Origin of the sequence: Burkholderia sp. TSV86 (assembly GCF_001522865.1) — a bacterium.
In the GTDB taxonomy this organism is placed as follows: Bacteria; Pseudomonadota; Gammaproteobacteria; order Burkholderiales; family Burkholderiaceae; genus Burkholderia.
In genome coordinates, this window is record NZ_LOWB01000133.1 from 11,593 (window position 1) to 30,656 (window position 19,064).

The window sequence follows — 19,064 nt, forward strand, 5'->3', positions numbered from 1 at the left end:
GCAAGCCGGCAACGGCTTGCTTTTTTGTCGCGTCTCGCGTGCCCGCCCCAAGCGCGGCGCATGACCGCCCTCACGTCGACAACCGGCCTTCACGGCTAGCTGCACCGCATTTGCGCCGCCATTCCAGCAATTTCGCGATTGCCGGCGCGCGCTCACACGCCGGCGCGAGCGCCCGGTCATTCACTTTCGCGGGCTTCGGGTTCCTCGTCAAAAATCTGATATTTGCGCATCTTCTCCCACAGCACCTTGCGGCTGATTCCGAGGCGCTGCGCGGTATCCTGCCGGCGCCACCCGTTCGCATCGAGCGCGGCGATCACGCGGCTGCGCTCGGCCATATCCCACTTGCTGCGATCGACGAACACGTCCGCCGCGCTCTCGGCCGGCACCGGCTGCGCCCGTCGCGCATGCGCGACGAGCCGTTGCAGCCGCGCGGTGTCCCAACCGCCCGTCTGCCTGACCGTCACGCCGACGCGCTCCGCGAGGTTGCGCAATTCCCGCACATTGCCGGGAAAATATGAATCGGCGACGGACTCGACAAGCCAGTAAGGCAACTCCGGAAGTTCGGCAAGCCTCGTGTCGCCGACCACCGACGCGACGAACGTCTTGAAGAGCGCGATCTTGTCGACGGCGCCCCGCTCCTCGAGCGACGGAATGTTCAACTCGATCACCGCGAGCCGGTAATAGAGATCCGCGCGAAACAGGCCGTCCTTCACGAGCTGCGGCAGCTTTTTATTGCTCGCCGCGACGAGCCGGAAATCGACCTTGACAGGCGCCGTCGCGCCGATTCTCAGCACCGCGCCGTCCTCGAGCACGCGCAGCAGCTTAACCTGCTGATAAAGCGGCAGGTCCGCGACTTCGTCGAGAAACAGCGTGCCGCCCGCCGCCTGCTCGAAATAGCCCTTGTGCGTGCCGACCGCGCCCGTAAACGACCCTTTCGCATGCCCGAAGAACAGCGACTCGAACAAGCCATCGGGAATCGCGCCACAGTTGACGGGAACGAACTCGCCGTGCGAATAGCGCGAATGCTTTTCGTGCAGAAGCTGCGCGATCCGCTCCTTGCCGACGCCCGTCTCGCCGTGCAGCAGCACGTTCGTGTCGCAATCGGCGAACGTGTCGACTTCCTGCAGCAGCGCCTGCATGCATTCCGAATGCGCGATGAGCGTCGTCGGCGCAAGGGTCTGTGCCGCATGTGCGCGAAGCTGCACCGCGAGCTTCGAAATCATCCCGCGCAACTCCGCGCCCGTGAAATCGAGCGGCAGGATATGCGAATACTCGGGCGGATACAGCGACGCATCGTGATCGCGCGCCGAGCCCACCCAAATCACCGGCATGCCCATGTCCGCCTGCCATGAGCGCAGGAACGCCGAGCCGTTTTCGATCATCGTGACGCTGATGATCGCGAGCGACGGACGCAGCGCCGTGCGCTCAGGCGAAAGCGTCGCATTGTCCGCGCGGATCACCTCGACGTCGAAGCTCGACATGCAGCGCGCGACCCGTTCGACGATGTCGGCCTTGCCCTCCCACACGTAGAGGTCGAGTCCTTCGATTGCGTTCGCGTTTCTCATCGTTATGTGTGAATCAATTCAATAAACCGTTTGCGCGGCGCCGCAGGTCAGTGCCTCGTTATGGACCGTCGCAACGCCGACCTGCACGCCGAGCAGATTCAGCAGCGGGACGACCACCTGGTCGAGCGCGCCGAGGATTGGCGAGAGGACGCCGGTCAGTAGATTTAAGAGCGGATTGAGTATGAATTCGAGAGGAAGCGAGGCATCGAGGATCGATATGCCAAGACCTTTCGGTTGCGACCATGACGAGGCAAGCTGCGACAATGCGTTCGCGAGCTGCGAACCAGCGGCGTTTGAATTGGCGGACTGGTAATCGTCTGTGTCGCCCGTGATGCCATTAAACGTGAGCTTTACCGCATCGGATTGCGGCGTTTCGATGGGCAGTTGAGTACCCTTCGTCGTGAGCTCGATGAGCTTGCGACCATGCAACACGCCCAGCGACAAAATCGTCGTGGGTTGGCTACAGATGGAGTTCAGCGATGCATAAGGATCGCTGGAGGACAACTGCCCAATGCAGAGGTTCGCGAGTCCAGGCTGCACGCCAACAATTGCCGTGCTTGCCGAAGCAGTGGATTCGCAATTCGTCTGCTCCAACCACGCCTTGCCCGTCGAAACCTCCAAGGCTATCGGCAAATGCACTGATATCTGCAGCAAATTACCTATAAGAAGCTGCAGCAAGCTCAAGACCGGGGCCAACAATCCCGCTGGTATTTGATTGTGCTCAGTATCGAGAGCAATATCCAAATAAAGCCGAACCGTCGCATTACTCGTCTGCGTAAGCCAATCGCCCGTCGCCGGATCGATTCCCGCCTCGCCGAGCGCGATCGACGGCGGTGTGTTGATCTGCAGATTCAGCGTTGCGTGAAGTATGCCCAGATTCAAACCAACCGGCACGTTGATCGCCGGCTGCCCCGCCTGCCCAACCTCGGCCGCAACCATCAGCATGTCGAACAGGTTGACCTTCGCGTCGAGCGCCGCCTGCTTGTCGGAGAGGCCGAGCGAAATCACACCGGGCGCGCCCGGCCGGCTGCCGAGGTTGATCAGATTGCCGCCGCCGATGCCCGCCGAAAGCATCGACTGCATCGCGTCGAGACTGAGCTGCCGGCTCACATTGACGACCTGCGTCCTCGTCAGCGCGTCGATCATCAGTTGCACGAACTGAGCGGCCGTGATCTGCGTCTTCAGCAGCGCATCGACGGTCGTGACGTTCGCTGCCACCATCAGATCGCCGATCTTGATCTGCGTGGCCGCGAGCGCCTGATACGATCCCACCGTCAGACTCAGATTCGTATGCAGCAACGCGCCGAGCAAGCTATTGACGAGACCTCCCTGCAGGCTCGCGAGCGTCGTGCCGACCGTGAACTGATCGGTGTTGGTGGCTTTCGCGACCGACGTCGCGGACAGCGTGCGCTTAGGGCCGACGAAGAAGAACGGCACCTCCCGCTCCACCGTCACCTGCACCGCGTTCAATGGTTCGGCCTGCTCGACGAAATAGCCCCGCGCGCCCGTGTGCGGCCGCTGCGGATCCCAGCGGCCGCACACGGGCGCAACCAGCGTGTTGCCAGACGCTGCCGGATCGAAACCGTTGGCCGCCGCATTACTGGCCGCCGCCTTGGCCGGCTCGGTACACGCGCCGTTGACGATGCGTTGCGCGGCTGCAATCGCCGCCATATCCGCGACCTTCTGCAAGTCGCGGCGCACGAAAAACACATGGCCGACGTCGATCACGCCGAGCGTGGCGATCGCAACCAGCAGCCATGCCACTGCGGCGACGGCAAACGAGCCGCGCTGGCGCGCCAGCGTTGCGTGCGCGGACAGACGGACGCGCGGCGAGCGCTCGAACGGACGATGGGCTAACGGCATGCGTTTCCTCGCTGCGTCACGGCATTCCTGTGTCACTGCGACCCCGATGTCGGCGTCAACAGATAATTCGCGCCGCCGCCCCCGCTGCTCCCATGCCCCATCCCGGCGGCCGGGCCATAAAACGGCGGAATCTTCGTCTTGAACGAATCGATGTAACGCCGGTAGGCATACGATGCCGCATCGCCCAGCAGCGGTTGCGACGCGGCGGCCTCGCGGTTGCTGCGCTGAAGCTCGGCCCACGCCTGCGTCGCGTGGCCGACCTCCGATGCATCGGACGCGGCGGCTTGCGGCACTTGCGCGTGCGCGGCTGTCGCGCCGGCCAGGCACGCGAGCGCGCCGGCCAATGCGAACGCGAACGCCGCGCGGACCGGCCGCCCGCTTGACGAACCGGCGGCCGGAATCTGGATGAGGTCATGCGTCGTCATATCGACTCCGTAAAACGTCTGTCATTGCAAGTGCTGGCGCACGAGCGGCACCGCCGGCTCCAGGCCCGCGGCCACCGCCACGGGCGCAGCATTGGCCGCTGCGGCAGATCCGCTCGCGGCCGGCGCGCTCGACGCATTCGCGGATCCCGTCGCACTTGCCGCCTGCGCGCTGCCCGGCCGCGTCAAATTGCGCTGCCGCACTCGCGCGGCGGCAGCGATCTTCGCCGCATCGTTGCGAATTTCGGTGCGCACGGCGCTCGGCAACTTCTGTTGATCCATCAGCCCAAGCGCTTCGCGCGTTTGTCCCGTCGCAAGCAGAAAAAGCGCGAGATTGCTCAGGATCTTCGAATTGTTCTGATCGAGTTCCGCCGCCTTCATCAACGGCACGCGCGCCCCCGTCACGTCGCCGCTGCGCATGCGCGCATAGGCGAGATCGGACAGCGTCGGCGCATCGGTGGGCGCGAGCGCCACCGCCTGCGCAAGCTCTTGCGACGCGCGCTCGAAATCGCCCGACGCGCCGGCGAGCAGCCCCAGCCCGCGATGGCCGCGCGACGCGAGCGGCGTGTCGAGCAACTGCCGGTATGCAACGGCGCTCGCGGCCGGCTGTTCGGTCGCGCGCAACGCATCCGCGCGCAGCAGGATCGTGTCGGCCGATGCGCCATACTGCTTCTCGTAAGCGTCGATATGCGCGAGCGACGCATAATAGAGCCCCTGCGCCTGCATCCGGCCAATCAGGCCGAGATACATGCCGGGCGTATCGGGAGGCGCGCTCTTGTCGGCCGCGGCCTGCATCAGCGCGGCGCGCTCGGCCTGCGCGCCGATCCCGTATCCCGATTCCTTGAACGCGCATGCGCCAAGCAGCAGCGTGCAGGCCGCCAGCGCCGCCGTTGCCGTCGAAAAACCCGTTCGTTCCATGTGATTCCTTCCTTCGTTGCCCGCTAGCGATGCATGCCCGCGAGCGCATGCATCACGGCAAGCATCCCCGGCCCGGCCGTCACGATGAACAGCGCGGGCAGCAGCGTGACGATCATCACGCCCGTCATCTTCACGGTGAGGCGGCCGATGCGCTCGCGCAGCATCGCGCGGCGCACCTCGCGCAGGCGGTCGCCGAATTGCTTGAGCGGCTCCTGCACCGCGCCGCCGTGCTTGTCGACCTGGATCAGCAAACGCACGATCGCACGCAGATCCTCGTTGTCGAAGCCGCTCGCAAGCCGCTGCAGCGACTGCTCGCGCGTGCGGCCCGCGACGAATTGCCGCTGCGCGATCCCAAGCTCCGACGACAGAACGGGCAGCATGCCCTTGAAATCGTGGGTGACGACCTGGATGCTTTGATCGAGCGACAGCCCAACGCCCTGCAGCAGCCTGAGCATGTCGACGAGCAGCGGCATCTCGTCGACAACGGACTGGCGCCGCGCCGCCGCACGGCGCTGCACGTAGAGCTTCGGCAGCATGAAGCCGACGATCGCCGACAGCGCGATCGACGCCACCAGATATTTGTGGACTCGAGCGCCACCGATCAGCATCGCGATGATCGGCACGCCCAACGCGCAGCCGATCCGCGCGCTCAGGAAAATGCCGCGCGTGCGCGCGTCGACGTATCCGCATTGCTCGAGCAGCAATCGATCCTCGTCGGCGACGATCTGCTTGCCGAGCGGCGTGTCGAGCAGACGCATTCCGAACCGGCCGACCCGCTCGAGCAGCGCCGAGACACGCGAATGCCCGCCGTCCGGCACCTGCTGCACATCGGACGCGCGCGGCCCTGCCGCGCCCGGCGCCGCCGTGCGCGCCGCCATCGCATCAAGTGCGGCGGCGCGCTGTTCGAGCGCATCGGCAAGCGTGCGGCTGCTTTTTTGCGCAAGCAGCACGCGCAGCACCGCGAGCACGGCCAGCATCAGCACGCCGAGTGCGCCCAGCGTAAGCGCAATTGCACCAAGGCGGACGGGCTCCATCGTCGTCACCTCAGCCGGGCGAGCCGGTACAGCCAATAGCCGCCGGCGAGTTGCAGAAAAAACGCGAGATAAACCAACTCGCGCCCCGTCGGGTCGAACCACATCGCGCCAAAGTAGCCGGGGTTGGTCGCGATCACGAAGCCGCCCAGCGCAACCGGCAGCAGGCTCAGCACCCACGCGGACAGCCGCGTTTCCGCCGACATCGCGACAAGCTCCCGCTCGGCCTGCTCGAGATCGCGCATGAAGACGGCCATCCGGTCGAGCATCACGTCCGCCCGGCCGCCATACTTCACCGACAGTTTCAGCACCGAGCCGACAAGCTCGAACTCGTCGATCTGGTAAAGCCGCGCGACATGGAACATCGCCCGGTCGATCTCGACGCCCGAACGCAGCAGCCGCGACACGTGGTCCAGACAATCGCGCAGCGGCTGCTCGGTCGTCTGCAGCGTCGCCTGGAACGCGGCCGGCACGCTGTTGCCGAGCGTGACGAGCCGCACGATGCCGTCGAGAAACGACGGAAGCTGGCGCACGACGCGCAACCGCCGCCGGTTGATTCGCGCGACGAGCCAGAACGCGACGCCCGCCGCGCCGGCCATCCAGGCCGCGGCCATCGCGAGCAGGCCGCCCCGCATGCCCGCCCACAATCCCGCGATGGCGATGGCGGCGACGAACGCCGTCAGCGGCTTGCGGATCTCGGGTACACCCGCGCGGCTCGACACGTTGAGCCATTGGTCGGCCACGCGCTCACGCCACCGCGCGAACCCTTCGACAGGCTTCGCCCCCGCCGCCCCCGCCGCGCCCGGCGCCCGCCTCGGTTCAGCCGGCGGCGGCGGCGCGCCGGGCCGCGACGCCGGCTGAAGCCGGCTGTCGACAAAGCGCGCCGCATGCGCGCGCTCCCGATGCGTCTGGTCGCGCCGCCACAGCGCGAGCGCCGCCGCCGCGCACAGCAGCGCGACAGCGAGCGCCCAGAGCGCCGCGCTAGACATTGAAGCCTCCGCCGCGGCCGAACGGCTCGCCGCCGAAGCCGCCGCTCGCGAGCGTCTGCCTGAAGCGCGCGAGCTTAGGCGAGTGCGGATGAATGCCGAGCGATTCCCAGTGATCGCTCTCGTCGCCGTCGGCGTTCACGCGCGGCTCGTACCGGTAAAGCTCCTGCGTCGCGATGATGTTGTCGGACAGCCCGGTGACCTCTGTCACCGATAGAATCCGCCGCCGCCCGTTCGACAGCCGTCCGATCTGCACGATGAAATCGATCGCGTTCGCGATCTGCCGGCGCAGGCTCGATTCGGTGCCCTGAAAGCCCGCGAAGCCGGCGAGCATCTCCAGGCGGTACAGGCACTCGCGCGGTGAACTGGCGTGAACCGTGCCCATCGAGCCGTCGTGGCCGGTGTTCATCGCCTGCATCATCTCGAGCACTTCGCCGCCGCGCACTTCGCCGACGATGATGCGGTCCGGCCGCATGCGCAGCGTGTTGCGCAGCAAATCGCGGATCGTCACCACGCCGCTGCCGTCGAAGCCTCCCGGCCTGCTCTCGAGCCGAACCACATGCGGATGATTGAGCGACAGCTCGGCCGTGTCCTCGATCGTCACGACGCGCTCGGCCCCGGGAATATGGAACGCAAGCGCATTGAGCAGCGAGGTCTTGCCCGAACTCGTGCCGCCCGACACGAGGATGTTGCAGCGCGCATCGACCGCGGCTTCCAGCAGCGCGCCGATTTCCGCGTTGAACGTACCGTTCGCGAGCAGGTCCGCGGGCTTGAGCGGGTCCTTGCGGAACTTGCGGATCGACACGACCGGGCCGTCGATCGACAGCGGCTCGATCACCACGTTCACGCGCCCGCCGTCCGGCAGCCGCGCATCGACCATCGGATTCGATTCGTCCAGACGCCGTCCGATCGGCGCGAGAATCCGCCGCACGATCCGCAGCAAATGCGCGTTGTCGGCGAAGCGCACCGGCAGTTTCGTCAGCATGCCGTGCCGCGACACGTACACGTCGTTGTAGCCGTTGATCAGGATGTCCTCGACATGCGGATCGGCAAGCAGATCCTCGATCGGCCCGAAGCCCGCCAGCTCCTTGGTCAGCGCCTCGGCGATCGTGCGCACCTCGTTTTCGTTGAGCGGTATGCGGCGCAGCCGCACGAAGCTGTCGATTTCGAGATCGACGAACTGGTTGATTGCCTGCCGGGACCAGCGGCCGAATTCCGCGCCCAGCTCCTCGATGCGCGTGAGCAGATGCTCGTGCGCGGCGTTCTTGACGTCATGGAACTGCTGCGTCTGCGAGAACGGCGTCGCACCATCGGCGAATTGAATGTCGTGTCCCATCGGTTACGAACGCTTGGAGGTGGGTTGAATGAGGCGGCGCAGCGCGGCAAAGCCGCCCGCGGAGCGTGGCGCGGCCGCGCCGGCGTGGCCCGCGAGCCGCTCGACGAGCGGCGCGAGCGCGCGCACGTATGGATCGCGTTCGGCGTCGTCAACGATCAGCCGGCCGCGGTTGGCCGCATGGCCGATCGGCACACGCCGCGACGGCAGCGTCGCCGTGAGCGCGATGCCCAGCCGTTCGGCGATCTGCGCCGGCGACAGGCCAAGCGCCGCATCGTACTGATTGACGACGAGATGCAGCGCATCGGTGGACACGCCCGCATCGCGCAGCGTTTCGAGCAGCTCCACCGCCGAGACCACCGACGCGACGCCCTGGTCGCACACGAGCCATGTCTCGTCGGCGGCGCCTGCGGCCTGCGCGACGAAATCGCGGTTCGAGAATCCGCCGAGATCGATAATCTGATGATCGAAAAACGCGCGCAGCCGGTTCAGGAGGCCGACGCACGACGCATACGACACGTCGCGCAGCCCGGCGAGGCTGGGCGGCAGCGTCGTCAGCGCGACACCGCTCGCATGACGCGCGAGCGCGGTGTTGACGAACGTGCGGTCGAAGCGGCGCAGGTTGCGCACCGCCTCGACGAAATCGAACTCGCAGCGCGTATTCAGGAACAGCGCGCCATCGCCCGCCGGCAGCCCGAGATCGACGAGCGCCGTTTGCCGGCCGTGCGCGGCCGTGCGCTTTTGCAGCAGCACCGCCAAATTCGCCGCGAGCGTGCTCGTGCCCATCCCGGCGCGCGCGCCGAGCAGCGCGACGAGCTTGCCGTGACGGCTCGGCTGCTCGCCCACGTGATCGAGCAGCCCGCGCGTGATGCGCAGCGCGTCGTCGGCGCTCGCGGAAATGTCGATGAAATCGCGCACGCCGGCGCGCAGCGCGGCAAGCGCGCTTTCCGGCTCGGCGAGCGAGCCGAGCGCGACGATCGGCAGCATCGGCTGCGCGACGCGCACCGCGGCTGCCGCAGCGCTCGCCGCCTGCGCGTGCCCGCCCGAGAAATCGACGAAGACGATGGCCGGATTCACCCCGGCGATGCGCTGCGCGAGCGCGGCAGGCTCGAGCGATGCTGCCTCGACCGCGCCCGCGGCCACGAGGGTCTGCGCGAGCCACCGCAAGTGCTCCCGGTCGGGCGACGCACAGACGAAATAATCGGTCACGGCAGGTTCAGCCAAGGATTGCGTTCTCGCGTTCATGTTCAAGCTTCCCTGTTGCGCGCCGCATCGCGGCTTGCGCGCGCCCGCTCGGTTGCGCGCTCATTTCGAGAACCCCGGCCCCGCGTCCGGCGACAGCATGCCGCCCAGATACGAGCGCCACACCGGCCCGTCGCGCTGCTCGGACAGCTCGCCCGGCGTAGCAGGCAGCGGCGCGTTCTTCGCGATCGGCGCAACCAGGTGCGGCGTCACGATGATCACCAGTTCCTTGTCGTTCTGCTGATAGCTGAGCTGCTTGAAGAACGTGCCGATCACGGGCAGATCGCCGAGAAACGGCACCTTGTTGACGTTCGACGTCGTCTCGCGATCGATCAGCCCGCCGATCATGAAACTCTCGCCGTCACCCAGCTCGACGGTCGTGTCCGCACGGCGCGTCGTGAGCGCCGGCACCGTCACGCTATTGATCGTGATCGAATGCACGAAATCGAGCTGACTCGATTCCGGCGCGACTTTCAGCGCGATCCGGCGCGGGCTCAGCACGGTCGGCGTGAGCGTGAGGCCGACGCCGTAGGGCTTCCAGTCGATCGACGTGGTGCCGAGCCCCTGCGGCACCGGCACAGGAATCTCGCCGCCCGCGAGAAAGCTCGCGCTCTGCCCGGACAAGGCCACCAGTGTCGGCTGCGCGAGCACGCGCGCGAGATTATTCGCCTCCAGGATCGACAGGTCCGCGAAAATGCCACGCGACATCGAGCCGACCACCAGGTTGAACGCGGACGCGATCGGCGCCACGCTCGACAGCGCCTGCGTGGAGGTGGCCGCCGCCGTGTTCGCCAGCGTCGAGGTCGTGACCGACGAACTCACGCCGGCCGACGTGAGCCCGCTCGGCGAAAACGCGCCGAACGTGAAGCCGTTGTTCTGCTTGAAGATATTGAGGCCCGCTTGCTTAAGCACCGAGCGGCTGAACTCGACGACCCGCACGTCCACTTGCACGACATTCTTGCCGCTGATCGACGAAGTGTCGATCAGCCCGCCGTCCTTGCCCATCATCCCCCTGCCGAGCGCCAGCGCGCGCTCGTGCGCGTCGAGCGTGGCGGCCTCGCCCGACACGACGGTCGTGCCGCTGTATGTCTTCACGCTCGGCGCGCCGCCGCCCAGCACCGCGCGCGCCGCGCCGCTCGTGACGTTGACCGTATAGACGGACGGCTCGTCGCGCCCGCGCTCCCACACCATCAGGCTGGTCGAGCCCGGCGCCTTCGCGACCAGCAGCACGCCGCCGCGGCCGCCCTTGACGACGAGCACGTCGGCCACATTCGGATCGCCGATCGCAACCCGCTGCAAATTGCGCCCGGCCGCGATCTGCCGCTGCCCGCCTGTCGCCAGCTCGATCGTGCCGGGCTGCTGGGCGTGCGCAGCAAACGACAGCCACGCGACGAGCATCGTAATGCCCCATCCAATCAATCTATTTTTCATCGTGTCGGAAACCGGTGCGAGCCGGCCTTCTCCCTGCCGTCACTGTGCGAATGCGCTTATTTCAATAGGCGAGCGTTTCGACCCGCCCGCCTCGTATCACTTCGATGCCGCCGCCCGCATGCTGCTGCGCTGCCGGCGCGCGCGCGACCTCGACCGGGCGGGCGGCAACGGCCGCGCCGTTGCTGCGCGACAGCTCGGCGAGCGACAGCCCGCTCGCCGCGAGATCCGACGGGCCCGCGCCGTTCGCCGTGCGCGCCGCCACCGTCTGCGCAGCCACTTCGCCGTCGCGCGGGCTGCGCAACGCGAGCACGAGGCGGCCGCTCGCCTCGGCGAGCGTCAATGCGTCGACCTGCGCGGTCGGCACTGCGAGCACCGCGGTGCGCGCGCTGACGCCGGCCGGCCCCGGCGCGCCGTCGCGATCCGGCGTCGCATCGCCGAACGCCAGCACGCGCACACGCGACAACAGAAGCCGCGCCTGCGATCTGGCGATTTCCGCGCCGGTCGCGCCGAAGCCGCCGTCGCGCTTCAGGTTGACGAACACGTCGACAAAATTGCCGGGACGCAGGCGGCTGCCGACCGCGTTGGTCTCGTCGACCTTGATCGCGACCGCCCGCTCACCGGGCGCGATCTGATCCGCGAGGCCGGACATCAGCCCGCCTTCGAGCACGGGCGACTGCGCCGCGATATCGGCCGCCGGCACGCGGCCCGCGACCAGCGCCGGATTCGAAAACACGCCCGCGAGCGGCGTTTGCACTTGCTGCACCTTCAACGCGTCGGCCGGAATCGGCTGCCCGGCCGGCAACGTGCGCGCCGCGACGACCACGGGCGCGGTCCGGATCGCGACCGCGCTCGCGGCGCTCGGCGCGACGCTCGCCGGCTGCCGCGCGAGCAGCCACGCGTAAATGCCGAGCAGGATCGCGAGCCCGATCAGCAATCCCGCGATGATCTTGGTCAGATGAGTGGCCATGTTTGTTGTCGCCGAAACGGCAGCGAAAGAACCGGGTTGAAAAAAACCGCGCCAGCGCCGAGGCACGGCCATGTCGGACTTATCTCGCGAAGGTCATAGAAGATTGGCAGGGTTGAGCTGCACCGTCGCCTGGCTCGACAGCGTCGACGGAACGAGCGCCGCGCCGAACAACGGAATCGTCGGAAGCAGCGGATTGGTGGCGTAGGGATACGTGACCGTCACCTGGATGCACTCCATCGACGGCGCATACGCGCAACTCATCGAGACGCATGCCGATTCGCTGCCCTTCGCCGCCAGCCATCCCGTCAGATTTTTCGCGGCCGTGCACGCGGCGTCCGCTCTGGCGGCCAGCGCGGCGGCCGGCGTGCTGGCCGCCTGATAGCCGAGCGCGGCGCGGGCGCCTTCCGTCGCGGCGAGCGTGAGCGTCTGCTGCGCGGCGAAGATCATCCCGTATGTAACGAGTCCGTAAAGAATCATGAAAAACAGCGGGAACAGGATCGCGAATTCGACGGCGGTCGCGCCGCGCTGCCGCCGCGTTGCGAACGTTTGCGCGGCCGGCATGCGCTTGACGCTCACCGCACGCCTCCGATATGGACGAGATACGCGAGCCATGCGGCGGCGGGCGCGACGAGGAACGCGGCATAAGGCGTTGCTCGCCGTGCGCCGAGCGCGAGCGCAGGCGCGCCGCACAGCAGGCGGCTCGACAGAACGACGCCGAGCGCATGCACGCCCGCCGCGATGCTCGCGGCAATCCACAGCCATGGCAGCACCGGCAAGCCGCACCATACGCCGAGCACCGCGAAGATTTTCACGTCCGCGGCACCCATCACGCGCAATATAAAAAACGGGAAAAGAGAAGCAAAACCAGCCAACCCGCCGATCAACGAGCCGGATAATGTCGTACCAAATGGATTATGTCGGCTTATTGTAAAAACGATACCGGCCACTAGCCCAACGAGCACCCATTGGTTAGGGATACGGCGATCACGGCAATCAGCAATCGCAACGCCCGCAGACCAAGCGAAAAAAAATCCGACACTGAATAATTGAATCATTTCAGCCCCAACCGCATGAAAACGTCGTGTGGATTGTCCTCGACAATCCACACGGCTGTAGTAATGCGAAAGGAAACGGAATCAGTTCATTTTGGCGGCGCGTTGGTTTGTACTTGCTTGGCGATACCGGCAAACGCTTCCTTCAGACTGCCGGTCAGCCCAGTATCTCCTCCAACGGCCGCTACGATAGCCACCGCCAGCAGCCCCGCAATCAGCCCGTATTCGATCGCGGTCACCCCTGCCTCGTCCTTCAGGAAGCGCTTGATCAGTGCTTTCATAATCGATCCTCGTGCCTTGAGTTCTCGTTGGCCTTCACTTGACGCTATCGGCCCGCCTTGCCCGCCGGCCGATTTTAGCCGGCCGGACCAGACAGTTTTGTTATAACTCTTTTTTCATGAGTCGTTAACAATTTGATACAAGTTGACGATCCGGCGGCTTAGTCGCTTCGCGCTCCCCGATGTACAAATCTTTCAATCTACGCACGAGCGCAACATCATATATCCGAACCTTTTTTTCTTCCACTTTTTTATTCAACTTTAGCTGGTTATATATATAGCCGTCTGATGTGTATTTTTACGGCCAGCCGGTAGTCCTTACCTATCAGGATTTACGATAGGTTAGATATACATACCTAATCATCAGTAAAACAGACGATTCACTAGTCCACGCCTTTATCGTCTGTTACGCCGTGTGCGTAACGCCGAACGCGCGACGTTACGTTACGAGACGCCGCGAAACGCGAGCACGGCATGCCATCCGACCCCCTATCGGAAACCCTTACCGCCTCGCCCGCCCTCCTCATCCAGTAAGGCTTTCCGGTAAACCCTCGCACCGGTTCGTTGCATCGTCCGACGCAATGGTACGACTGTTGCAAAGATGCGACCGCAGCAGCAACGCCAATCAACAGACAAACCCCATGCGAGGACACGATGAATACCCAAACGATTGCTCATGGCACGCTCCGGACGACTCTGATCGCGGCCACCGTGGCAGCCATGCTCTCCCTCACCGCGTGCGGGGGCTCCGGCTCGATTAGCAAAGGCCTCAGCGACTCGGGCGCCGGCAGCGGCGGCGGCGCGATCTCCACGACGGGCGGCGGCGCGGGCGCGGACGGCGCGGGCAGCGGTTCCGGCGCGAGCGGCAGTTCAGGCTCGACGACCACCGCGGGCGGCGGCTCGACCTCGGGCGGCACCTCGGCTTCGAGCGCCAACGCAATCGGCACGGTGGCCGGCAACGCGGGCGGCGTCATCGGCAATGCGGGCTCGACCGTCTCCGGCGTCGGCTCGGTCATCGGCAGCACGCCGCTGCCTGGCGCGAATCCGCAATCGACGCAATCGCTCGGCGGTGTCGTCCAAAGCGCGGGCGGCGCGCTCAGCGCGCTGGGCAACGGCGTATCGAGCGGCCTCGGCCAGCTCGGTTCGCCGAACGCCAATCCGATCGGCACAACGGTCGCGAGCACCGGTAACGTCGTCAGCCAGCTGGGCGGCGCGCTCACGCAGACCGGCAATCTCGTCACCAGCCTGGGCAATGGTCCGCTGTCGCCGCTTGCGCCGATCGCATCGCCAGTCGGCGGCCTTGTGACGACTGCCGGCAACGCGGTCACCAACGGCGGCGCGACGCTCGGCAACGCACTGTCGACCGGCCCCGTGCAGCAAGTCACGCAAGCGCTCAGCTCGGCGATCACGCCGATCACCACGGCCGTCGCGAGCACCACGCAGACGGTCGGCAACGCGACGGGCCTCGGCGCGCCCGCCAATACGCTGCTTGGCGTGATCGGCGGCGGAGTGAACCAGGCCGGCGCGCTGATCACCCAAACCGGCGGCGGGAATCCGGTCGCGACGGGCCTCGGCTCGACGGTGTCGTCGACGGGCGCCACGATCAGCTCGCTGGGCGGCTTGGTAACGGGCGGCTCCGCGCCGGCGAATCCCCTCGCGCCGGTCGCAACGGCAGTGGGCGGCCTGACCAACACGCTTGGCAACGCGACGGCAGGCACGCCGCTCGCACCGGTCGGCGGCATCGTATCGACTGCCACGGGCGCGCTGACGAATGCCGCCGGCGGCGCGGCAGGCGGCAATCCGCTCGCCCCCGTCACCGGCGCGTTGACCGGTGCGACCGCCGGCAATCCGCTGGCACCTGTCACAGGGATCGTGTCGAGCGTCACCGGCACGCTCGGCGGCGCGGCAGGCGGCTCCGGCGCAAGCAACCCGCTCGCGCCCGTCACCGGCGCGCTGTCCAGCGCAACCGGCGCGGCATCGACGAATCCGGCGGCCGGCCTCACTGCGCCGCTGACCGGCTCAAGCGGCGGCGCGGCGAGCACGGCCGGTGCGGCCGGCAACCCGCTCGCCCCCGTCACGTCGCTCATCGGCGGGCTGCTCGGCGGCGGCCACCGCAATTGAAGAACCAGCCCCCATCCGGCATCGAGGCATCGAAGAAGACAGCGAGGAGCAGCATCATGAATCAGCAACGTTTGGCCCCGTCATTCGCGCTCCGGGCCTGGCGCGCTCCGCTCACCGCGTTGGCCGCCGCGTGCGCGCTCGCGGCGTGCGGCGGCAGCGGCGTGAGCACGCCACCGTCGGCCAGCAACGGCGACACGTCATCGACAACGACATCCGGCTCGGGCTCCGGCTCGACGCAGACCGCAACCGGCACCTCGGGCGCCGTGAGCACGCTTGGCAAGACGACGACGGATCTCGGCAACACGATCGGCTCGACCAGCGTGCCGGGCCTCGGCGGCGGCGTCTCGCAAGGTGTCGGCGCAACGGTCGGCAGCACCGGCGGCATCCTGACGGCCACGGCCGATGCCGTAAGCAACGGCCTGGGGCAGACCGGCTCGATGCCGAATCCGGTCGGCACAACGGTAGCCGGGCTCGGCGGCGTCGTGAGCGCGACGGGCGGTACGCCTGCAAGGCGCGAGCCAGACGGTGCAAGCGCTCGGCACGGGCCCGCTCGCGCCGCTCGCGCCCGTCACGACGCCGATCGCGGGCGCGCTGTCGACGGCAGCCAGCGCTGTGACCGCAGGCGGCACAACCCTCGGCAACGCCCTGTCGACCGGCCCCGTCCAGCAAGCCACACAGCCGCTCAGCGCGGCCATCACGCCGCTGTTGATCACGACCGGCCAGGCCACCCAGACGATCGGCACGACGACGGGCACGGGCCAACCGGTATCGGGCCTGTTGCAGCAAGTCGGCAGCGCGATCAGTTCGGCAGGCCAGCAGGTTTCCGGCTCGTCGTCGCAACCGCTCGCCGGCGACGCCGGCCAGCTCGTATCGGCGCTCGGCAACACCGTGACGAACACAGGCGGCCTCGTCAATCCGGCTGCGCCGAACGGCGCGGCGCCGATCCCCGGTCTCATCACGAGCATCGTCGGCGGCACTACGGCGACGGTCGCGAGCGGCACCGGCTCGAACGCCAGCGCGCCACTCAGTAATCCGCTGAACGGCGCGCTGTCCACGCTCGGCGGCGCGGCGCCCGGCGGCCCGGGCAACCCGCTCGCGCCCGTCACGGGCGCCATTGGCGGCGCAAGCGGCGGCGGCAATCCGCTTGCGCCCGTCACCAGCCTACTCAATACCGTCACGGGCACGCTGACGGGCGCGGCGGCATCGCCAGGCAGTTCGACCGGCCTGCTCGCGCCCGTCACGGGCCAGCTCGGCTCGCTCGGAAGTATCGGCGGCATCGGCAATAAGTAATCCGAAATACCGCGCGCGGATACGAACGCGCGCGCGGTATCGTTCCGGCGCCACCGGGACGACGGCATGCCGCGATACGCGGCGCACGGGGCATGGCGCACCACGTATCGACACTAGAAGATCAGAAGCAGGACGGCCTACGAGGAGTCACCATGAAATCCAGACAAGAATCTTGGATGCTCGCGCTCGCGCTCGCCGCGACGGCCGGCATCGCGCAGGCGCAAACGCGCTCGGGCGGCAATCCGCTTGAAGCCTTGCCGCAGATCAACACCCCGCAGCGGCCCAGCGTCACCGTGCAAGTCACGCCGCAGGAGCAACAGGTACAAACGCTGCTCGCCCGCCATTTGACGCCGACTTCGTTCCAGGTCGAAGGCGTGAAGTCGATTCCGTTCGCCGAAATCTCGCAACGCTTCACACCGCTCGTGGGCCGCGACATCACGATCGGCCAATTGATCGAAACGGCGAACGGCGTGACGAAGCTGTATCAGGACCGCGGCTATGCGCTGTCGTTCGCGTTCATTCCCGCACAGACGTTCGAAGGCGGCGTGGTGCGCGTGACAGTGGTCGAAGGCTACGTGTCGAATGTGAAAATCACCGGCAGGCCGGGCGCAATGGAGCCGAAGATTCGTGCGATCGCCGCGCACATCACCGACGACCGGCCGTTGCACCACGCGACGTTCGAGCGTTACGTCAACACGTTCGGGCTGCTGCCGGGCCTAAACGTGAAGGCGAACGTCGCGCCGCCGCAGAACACCGACGGCGCGACGACACTCGAGTTGAACGTCGATCGCAAGCCGTTCAACGTGAGCGCCGGGCTCAACACGAGCAATCCCGGCCTGCAAGGGCTTTTCACGGTGACCGAGAACGGACTCACATCGCTCGGCGAACAGTTGAGTCTCTCCGCCCTGTTCCCGAAAGGCCCGAACGATCAAACCTACGTGGCATTCAGCGGCGCCGTGCCGATCGGCAGCAACGGGCTCGTTACACGCGTGGACGCGAGCCACTATCATGGCAACCCGTCGGTCGATCAAACGGCGCTGCCGGGCGTGCAGCGCACCGTCATCAACGACAAGCTCGGTCTATCGGCGTCCTATCCGCTGATGCTCAGCAATCAGCGCAGCCTGCTGGGCACGCTGTCGGGCTATGCATCGCACAACGAAGACCGTTACCAGAACCAACAGTCTGGCCGCTACATCGGCACGCGCTCGCAAGTGCGCGTGCTGCAAATGCAGCTCGATTACGCCAACGTGCAGCCCAAGCAGGTCCAACGCATCAGCTTCAATGTCGCCAAGGCGTTCGATATCCTGGGCGCGTCGAAATCGGGCATCACGAACGTGTCGGACATCTCGGCGCTGAATCCGGTCTCGACGACGTTCTGGCGCACCGGCGCGAGCTTCGTGCAAACGAACGAATGGCCGCTCAAGATCGGCACCACCGTGCAGTTGACGGGCCAGTACAGCCCCGATTCGCTGCCGACGAGCGAGCAGATCTCGTTCGGCGCGCAGCGCTTCGCGCTCGGCTACGAGCCGGGCGAAACGTCGGGCGATTCAGGCTGGGGCGCGTCGTTCGAAATCAATCGCGCGTTCTCGCCGGGCTTCGCGTATCTGAAGAACATCACACCGTATGTGTCGTGCGACATCGCGCGCGTGTACCTGCATTCGGGCACGCCGGTGCCGCGCAAGCTGTCGTCGGTCGGGCTCAGCGTGCGGCTGACCGACAGCCACTTCTACAACCTCGATCTGTCTGTCGCGAAGCCCGTCGGCGATGCGCCGATCGAAAGCGCGTCGCGTGGCCCGCGTGTGAACGCATCGTTCTCGTACCAACTTTATTGAGGTGAAAAACGGCGCACGCGCGTGCCGACAAACCACGGCCCGCTTCGATTAGAAGCACTTGTATCAAACGAGCCCCCTGGTTTCACGTATTCTCACCAGGGCTCAAGCGCATCGCCATGCAACACGGCGTGCCTGCCGCAAACCGGCAATCGACGACAACGACATTGTGTAACCCAAGGAGGAAGACATGTTCCAACTGACCCGCTCTCTGCGCTCGATCACGATCGCCGGCGCGCTTGCCCTCTGCGCGGGCGGCGCGCTCGCTCAGGCGAGCAATCCCGTCGGCGTCTGGCAGACGATCGACGATCACAGCGGCAAACCGAAAGCGCTCGTGCAGATCAGCGAGGACGCGAGCGGCGAACTGTCCGGCAAGGTCATCAAGGGACTCGGCGAGAACGATACGCCGGATCGCCGCTGCACTGCCTGCACCGACGAGCGCAAGGATCAGCTGATCAAGGGCATGACGATCATCAAGGCGATGAAGAAGGAAGGCGATCACTGGGACGGCGGCAACATCCTCGACCCGGAAAACGGCAAGGTCTACAAGTGCAAGATGTCGCTCGAAGACGGCGGCCAGAAGCTTGTCGTGCGCGGCTATATCGGCGTGTCGCTGCTCGGCCGCTCGCAGACCTGGATCCGCCAGCAGTAAGCGCGAACCCGCGTGCCGCACGCGGCCAAAAGAAAGCCGGCCTGCGCCGCCGCGAGGCCGGCTTTCCCATCGATGCGGCGAGGC

The 19,064-nt window shown here is 66.5% G+C and carries 16 protein-coding genes and 1 pseudogene; 4 read left to right on the forward strand and 13 right to left on the reverse strand.

The window, feature by feature from the left end:
• Positions 1-176 precede the first annotated feature (176 nt).
• The 13 genes from WS68_RS24765 to WS68_RS24825 form a co-directional block, all read right to left on the reverse strand.
• On the reverse strand, positions 177-1,565 hold the full coding sequence (locus WS68_RS24765; protein ID WP_059573359.1) for a sigma 54-interacting transcriptional regulator: 1,389 nt from the start codon (positions 1,563-1,565) through the stop codon (positions 177-179).
• Positions 1,566-1,583: 18 nt separating this feature from the next.
• The gene (locus WS68_RS24770) at positions 1,584-3,428 is read right to left on the reverse strand and encodes a TadG family pilus assembly protein (protein ID WP_059573360.1); all 1,845 of its coding nucleotides are present in this window, start codon (positions 3,426-3,428) and stop codon (positions 1,584-1,586) included.
• 32 nt (positions 3,429-3,460) lie between these two features.
• The gene (locus WS68_RS24775) at positions 3,461-3,853 is read right to left on the reverse strand and encodes a DUF3613 domain-containing protein (protein ID WP_059573361.1); all 393 of its coding nucleotides are present in this window, start codon (positions 3,851-3,853) and stop codon (positions 3,461-3,463) included.
• Between the two features lie 21 nt (positions 3,854-3,874).
• Entirely contained in the window at positions 3,875-4,768 is an 894-nt protein-coding gene (locus WS68_RS24780; RefSeq protein WP_059573362.1) for a tetratricopeptide repeat protein, read from the reverse strand.
• 23 nt (positions 4,769-4,791) lie between these two features.
• Positions 4,792-5,802 carry a type II secretion system F family protein gene (locus tag WS68_RS24785; protein ID WP_059573363.1) on the reverse strand — a complete coding sequence of 337 codons (1,011 nt, stop codon included), beginning with the start codon at positions 5,800-5,802 and terminating at the stop codon, positions 4,792-4,794.
• Between the two features lie 5 nt (positions 5,803-5,807).
• Complete coding sequence (locus tag WS68_RS24790) at positions 5,808-6,788, reverse strand: type II secretion system F family protein (protein WP_059573364.1); 981 nt, start codon at positions 6,786-6,788, stop codon at positions 5,808-5,810.
• Positions 6,781-8,121, reverse strand: a complete 1,341-nt coding sequence (locus tag WS68_RS24795; RefSeq protein WP_059573365.1) for a CpaF family protein — start codon at positions 8,119-8,121, stop codon at positions 6,781-6,783. Before WS68_RS24795 ends, WS68_RS24790 begins: the two co-directional genes overlap by 8 nt.
• A 3-nt stretch (positions 8,122-8,124) precedes the next feature.
• A complete protein-coding gene (locus WS68_RS24800) occupies positions 8,125-9,363 on the reverse strand; it encodes a fimbrial protein (protein ID WP_059573366.1) in 1,239 nt (412 codons plus the stop codon).
• A gap of 60 nt (positions 9,364-9,423) precedes the next feature.
• Positions 9,424-10,791, reverse strand: coding sequence for a type II and III secretion system protein family protein (locus tag WS68_RS24805; RefSeq protein WP_059573367.1), 1,368 nt, complete (start codon positions 10,789-10,791; stop codon positions 9,424-9,426).
• 61 nt (positions 10,792-10,852) lie between these two features.
• Positions 10,853-11,758, reverse strand: coding sequence for a Flp pilus assembly protein CpaB (cpaB, locus tag WS68_RS24810; protein WP_059573368.1), 906 nt, complete (start codon positions 11,756-11,758; stop codon positions 10,853-10,855).
• Positions 11,759-11,851: 93 nt separating this feature from the next.
• The gene (locus tag WS68_RS24815; protein ID WP_059573432.1) at positions 11,852-12,319 is read right to left on the reverse strand and encodes a TadE/TadG family type IV pilus assembly protein; all 468 of its coding nucleotides are present in this window, start codon (positions 12,317-12,319) and stop codon (positions 11,852-11,854) included.
• Between the two features lie 11 nt (positions 12,320-12,330).
• Positions 12,331-12,813, reverse strand: a complete 483-nt coding sequence (locus WS68_RS24820; RefSeq protein ID WP_059573369.1) for an A24 family peptidase — start codon at positions 12,811-12,813, stop codon at positions 12,331-12,333.
• Between the two features lie 86 nt (positions 12,814-12,899).
• Complete coding sequence (locus WS68_RS24825; RefSeq protein WP_059573370.1) at positions 12,900-13,091, reverse strand: Flp family type IVb pilin; 192 nt, start codon at positions 13,089-13,091, stop codon at positions 12,900-12,902.
• Positions 13,092-13,742: 651 nt separating this feature from the next.
• On the opposite strand from WS68_RS24825, the gene WS68_RS24830 reads away from it, so the two are divergent.
• From WS68_RS24830 to WS68_RS24845, 4 genes and pseudogenes are all read left to right on the forward strand, one after another.
• Positions 13,743-15,209 (forward strand): collagen-like triple helix repeat-containing protein, encoded by a 1,467-nt coding sequence (locus tag WS68_RS24830; RefSeq protein WP_059573371.1) that lies wholly within the window; start codon positions 13,743-13,745, stop codon positions 15,207-15,209.
• A 56-nt stretch (positions 15,210-15,265) separates the two neighbouring features.
• A pseudogene (locus WS68_RS24835) lies at positions 15,266-16,499 on the forward strand (collagen-like triple helix repeat-containing protein).
• 176 nt (positions 16,500-16,675) lie between these two features.
• Positions 16,676-18,331 carry a ShlB/FhaC/HecB family hemolysin secretion/activation protein gene (locus tag WS68_RS24840; RefSeq protein WP_197419680.1) on the forward strand — a complete coding sequence of 552 codons (1,656 nt, stop codon included), beginning with the start codon at positions 16,676-16,678 and terminating at the stop codon, positions 18,329-18,331.
• Positions 18,332-18,518: 187 nt separating this feature from the next.
• The gene (locus WS68_RS24845) at positions 18,519-18,980 is read left to right on the forward strand and encodes a DUF2147 domain-containing protein (RefSeq protein ID WP_059573373.1); all 462 of its coding nucleotides are present in this window, start codon (positions 18,519-18,521) and stop codon (positions 18,978-18,980) included.
• Positions 18,981-19,064 lie beyond the last annotated feature (84 nt).

Bases quoted from the DNA above. Each gene is read 5' to 3' on its own strand.
- WS68_RS24805 (WP_059573367.1), bottom strand. From the start codon at position 10,791: ATGAAAAATAGATTGATTGGATGGGGCATTACGATGCTCGTCGCGTGG.
- WS68_RS24820 (WP_059573369.1), bottom strand. From the start codon at position 12,813: ATGATTCAATTATTCAGTGTCGGATTTTTTTTCGCTTGGTCTGCGGGC.
- WS68_RS24785 (WP_059573363.1), bottom strand. From the start codon at position 5,802: ATGGAGCCCGTCCGCCTTGGTGCAATTGCGCTTACGCTGGGCGCACTC.
- WS68_RS24815 (WP_059573432.1), bottom strand. From the start codon at position 12,319: ATGCCGGCCGCGCAAACGTTCGCAACGCGGCGGCAGCGCGGCGCGACC.
- WS68_RS24830 (WP_059573371.1), top strand. From the start codon at position 13,743: ATGAATACCCAAACGATTGCTCATGGCACGCTCCGGACGACTCTGATC.
- WS68_RS24800 (WP_059573366.1), bottom strand. From the start codon at position 9,363: ATGAACGCGAGAACGCAATCCTTGGCTGAACCTGCCGTGACCGATTAT.
- WS68_RS24780 (WP_059573362.1), bottom strand. From the start codon at position 4,768: ATGGAACGAACGGGTTTTTCGACGGCAACGGCGGCGCTGGCGGCCTGC.
- WS68_RS24795 (WP_059573365.1), bottom strand. From the start codon at position 8,121: ATGGGACACGACATTCAATTCGCCGATGGTGCGACGCCGTTCTCGCAG.
- WS68_RS24825 (WP_059573370.1), bottom strand. From the start codon at position 13,091: ATGAAAGCACTGATCAAGCGCTTCCTGAAGGACGAGGCAGGGGTGACC.
- WS68_RS24845 (WP_059573373.1), top strand. From the start codon at position 18,519: ATGTTCCAACTGACCCGCTCTCTGCGCTCGATCACGATCGCCGGCGCG.
- WS68_RS24790 (WP_059573364.1), bottom strand. From the start codon at position 6,788: ATGTCTAGCGCGGCGCTCTGGGCGCTCGCTGTCGCGCTGCTGTGCGCG.
- WS68_RS24770 (WP_059573360.1), bottom strand. From the start codon at position 3,428: ATGCCGTTAGCCCATCGTCCGTTCGAGCGCTCGCCGCGCGTCCGTCTG.
- WS68_RS24840 (WP_197419680.1), top strand. From the start codon at position 16,676: ATGCTCGCGCTCGCGCTCGCCGCGACGGCCGGCATCGCGCAGGCGCAA.
- cpaB (WP_059573368.1), bottom strand. From the start codon at position 11,758: ATGGCCACTCATCTGACCAAGATCATCGCGGGATTGCTGATCGGGCTC.
- WS68_RS24775 (WP_059573361.1), bottom strand. From the start codon at position 3,853: ATGACGACGCATGACCTCATCCAGATTCCGGCCGCCGGTTCGTCAAGC.
- WS68_RS24765 (WP_059573359.1), bottom strand. From the start codon at position 1,565: ATGAGAAACGCGAACGCAATCGAAGGACTCGACCTCTACGTGTGGGAG.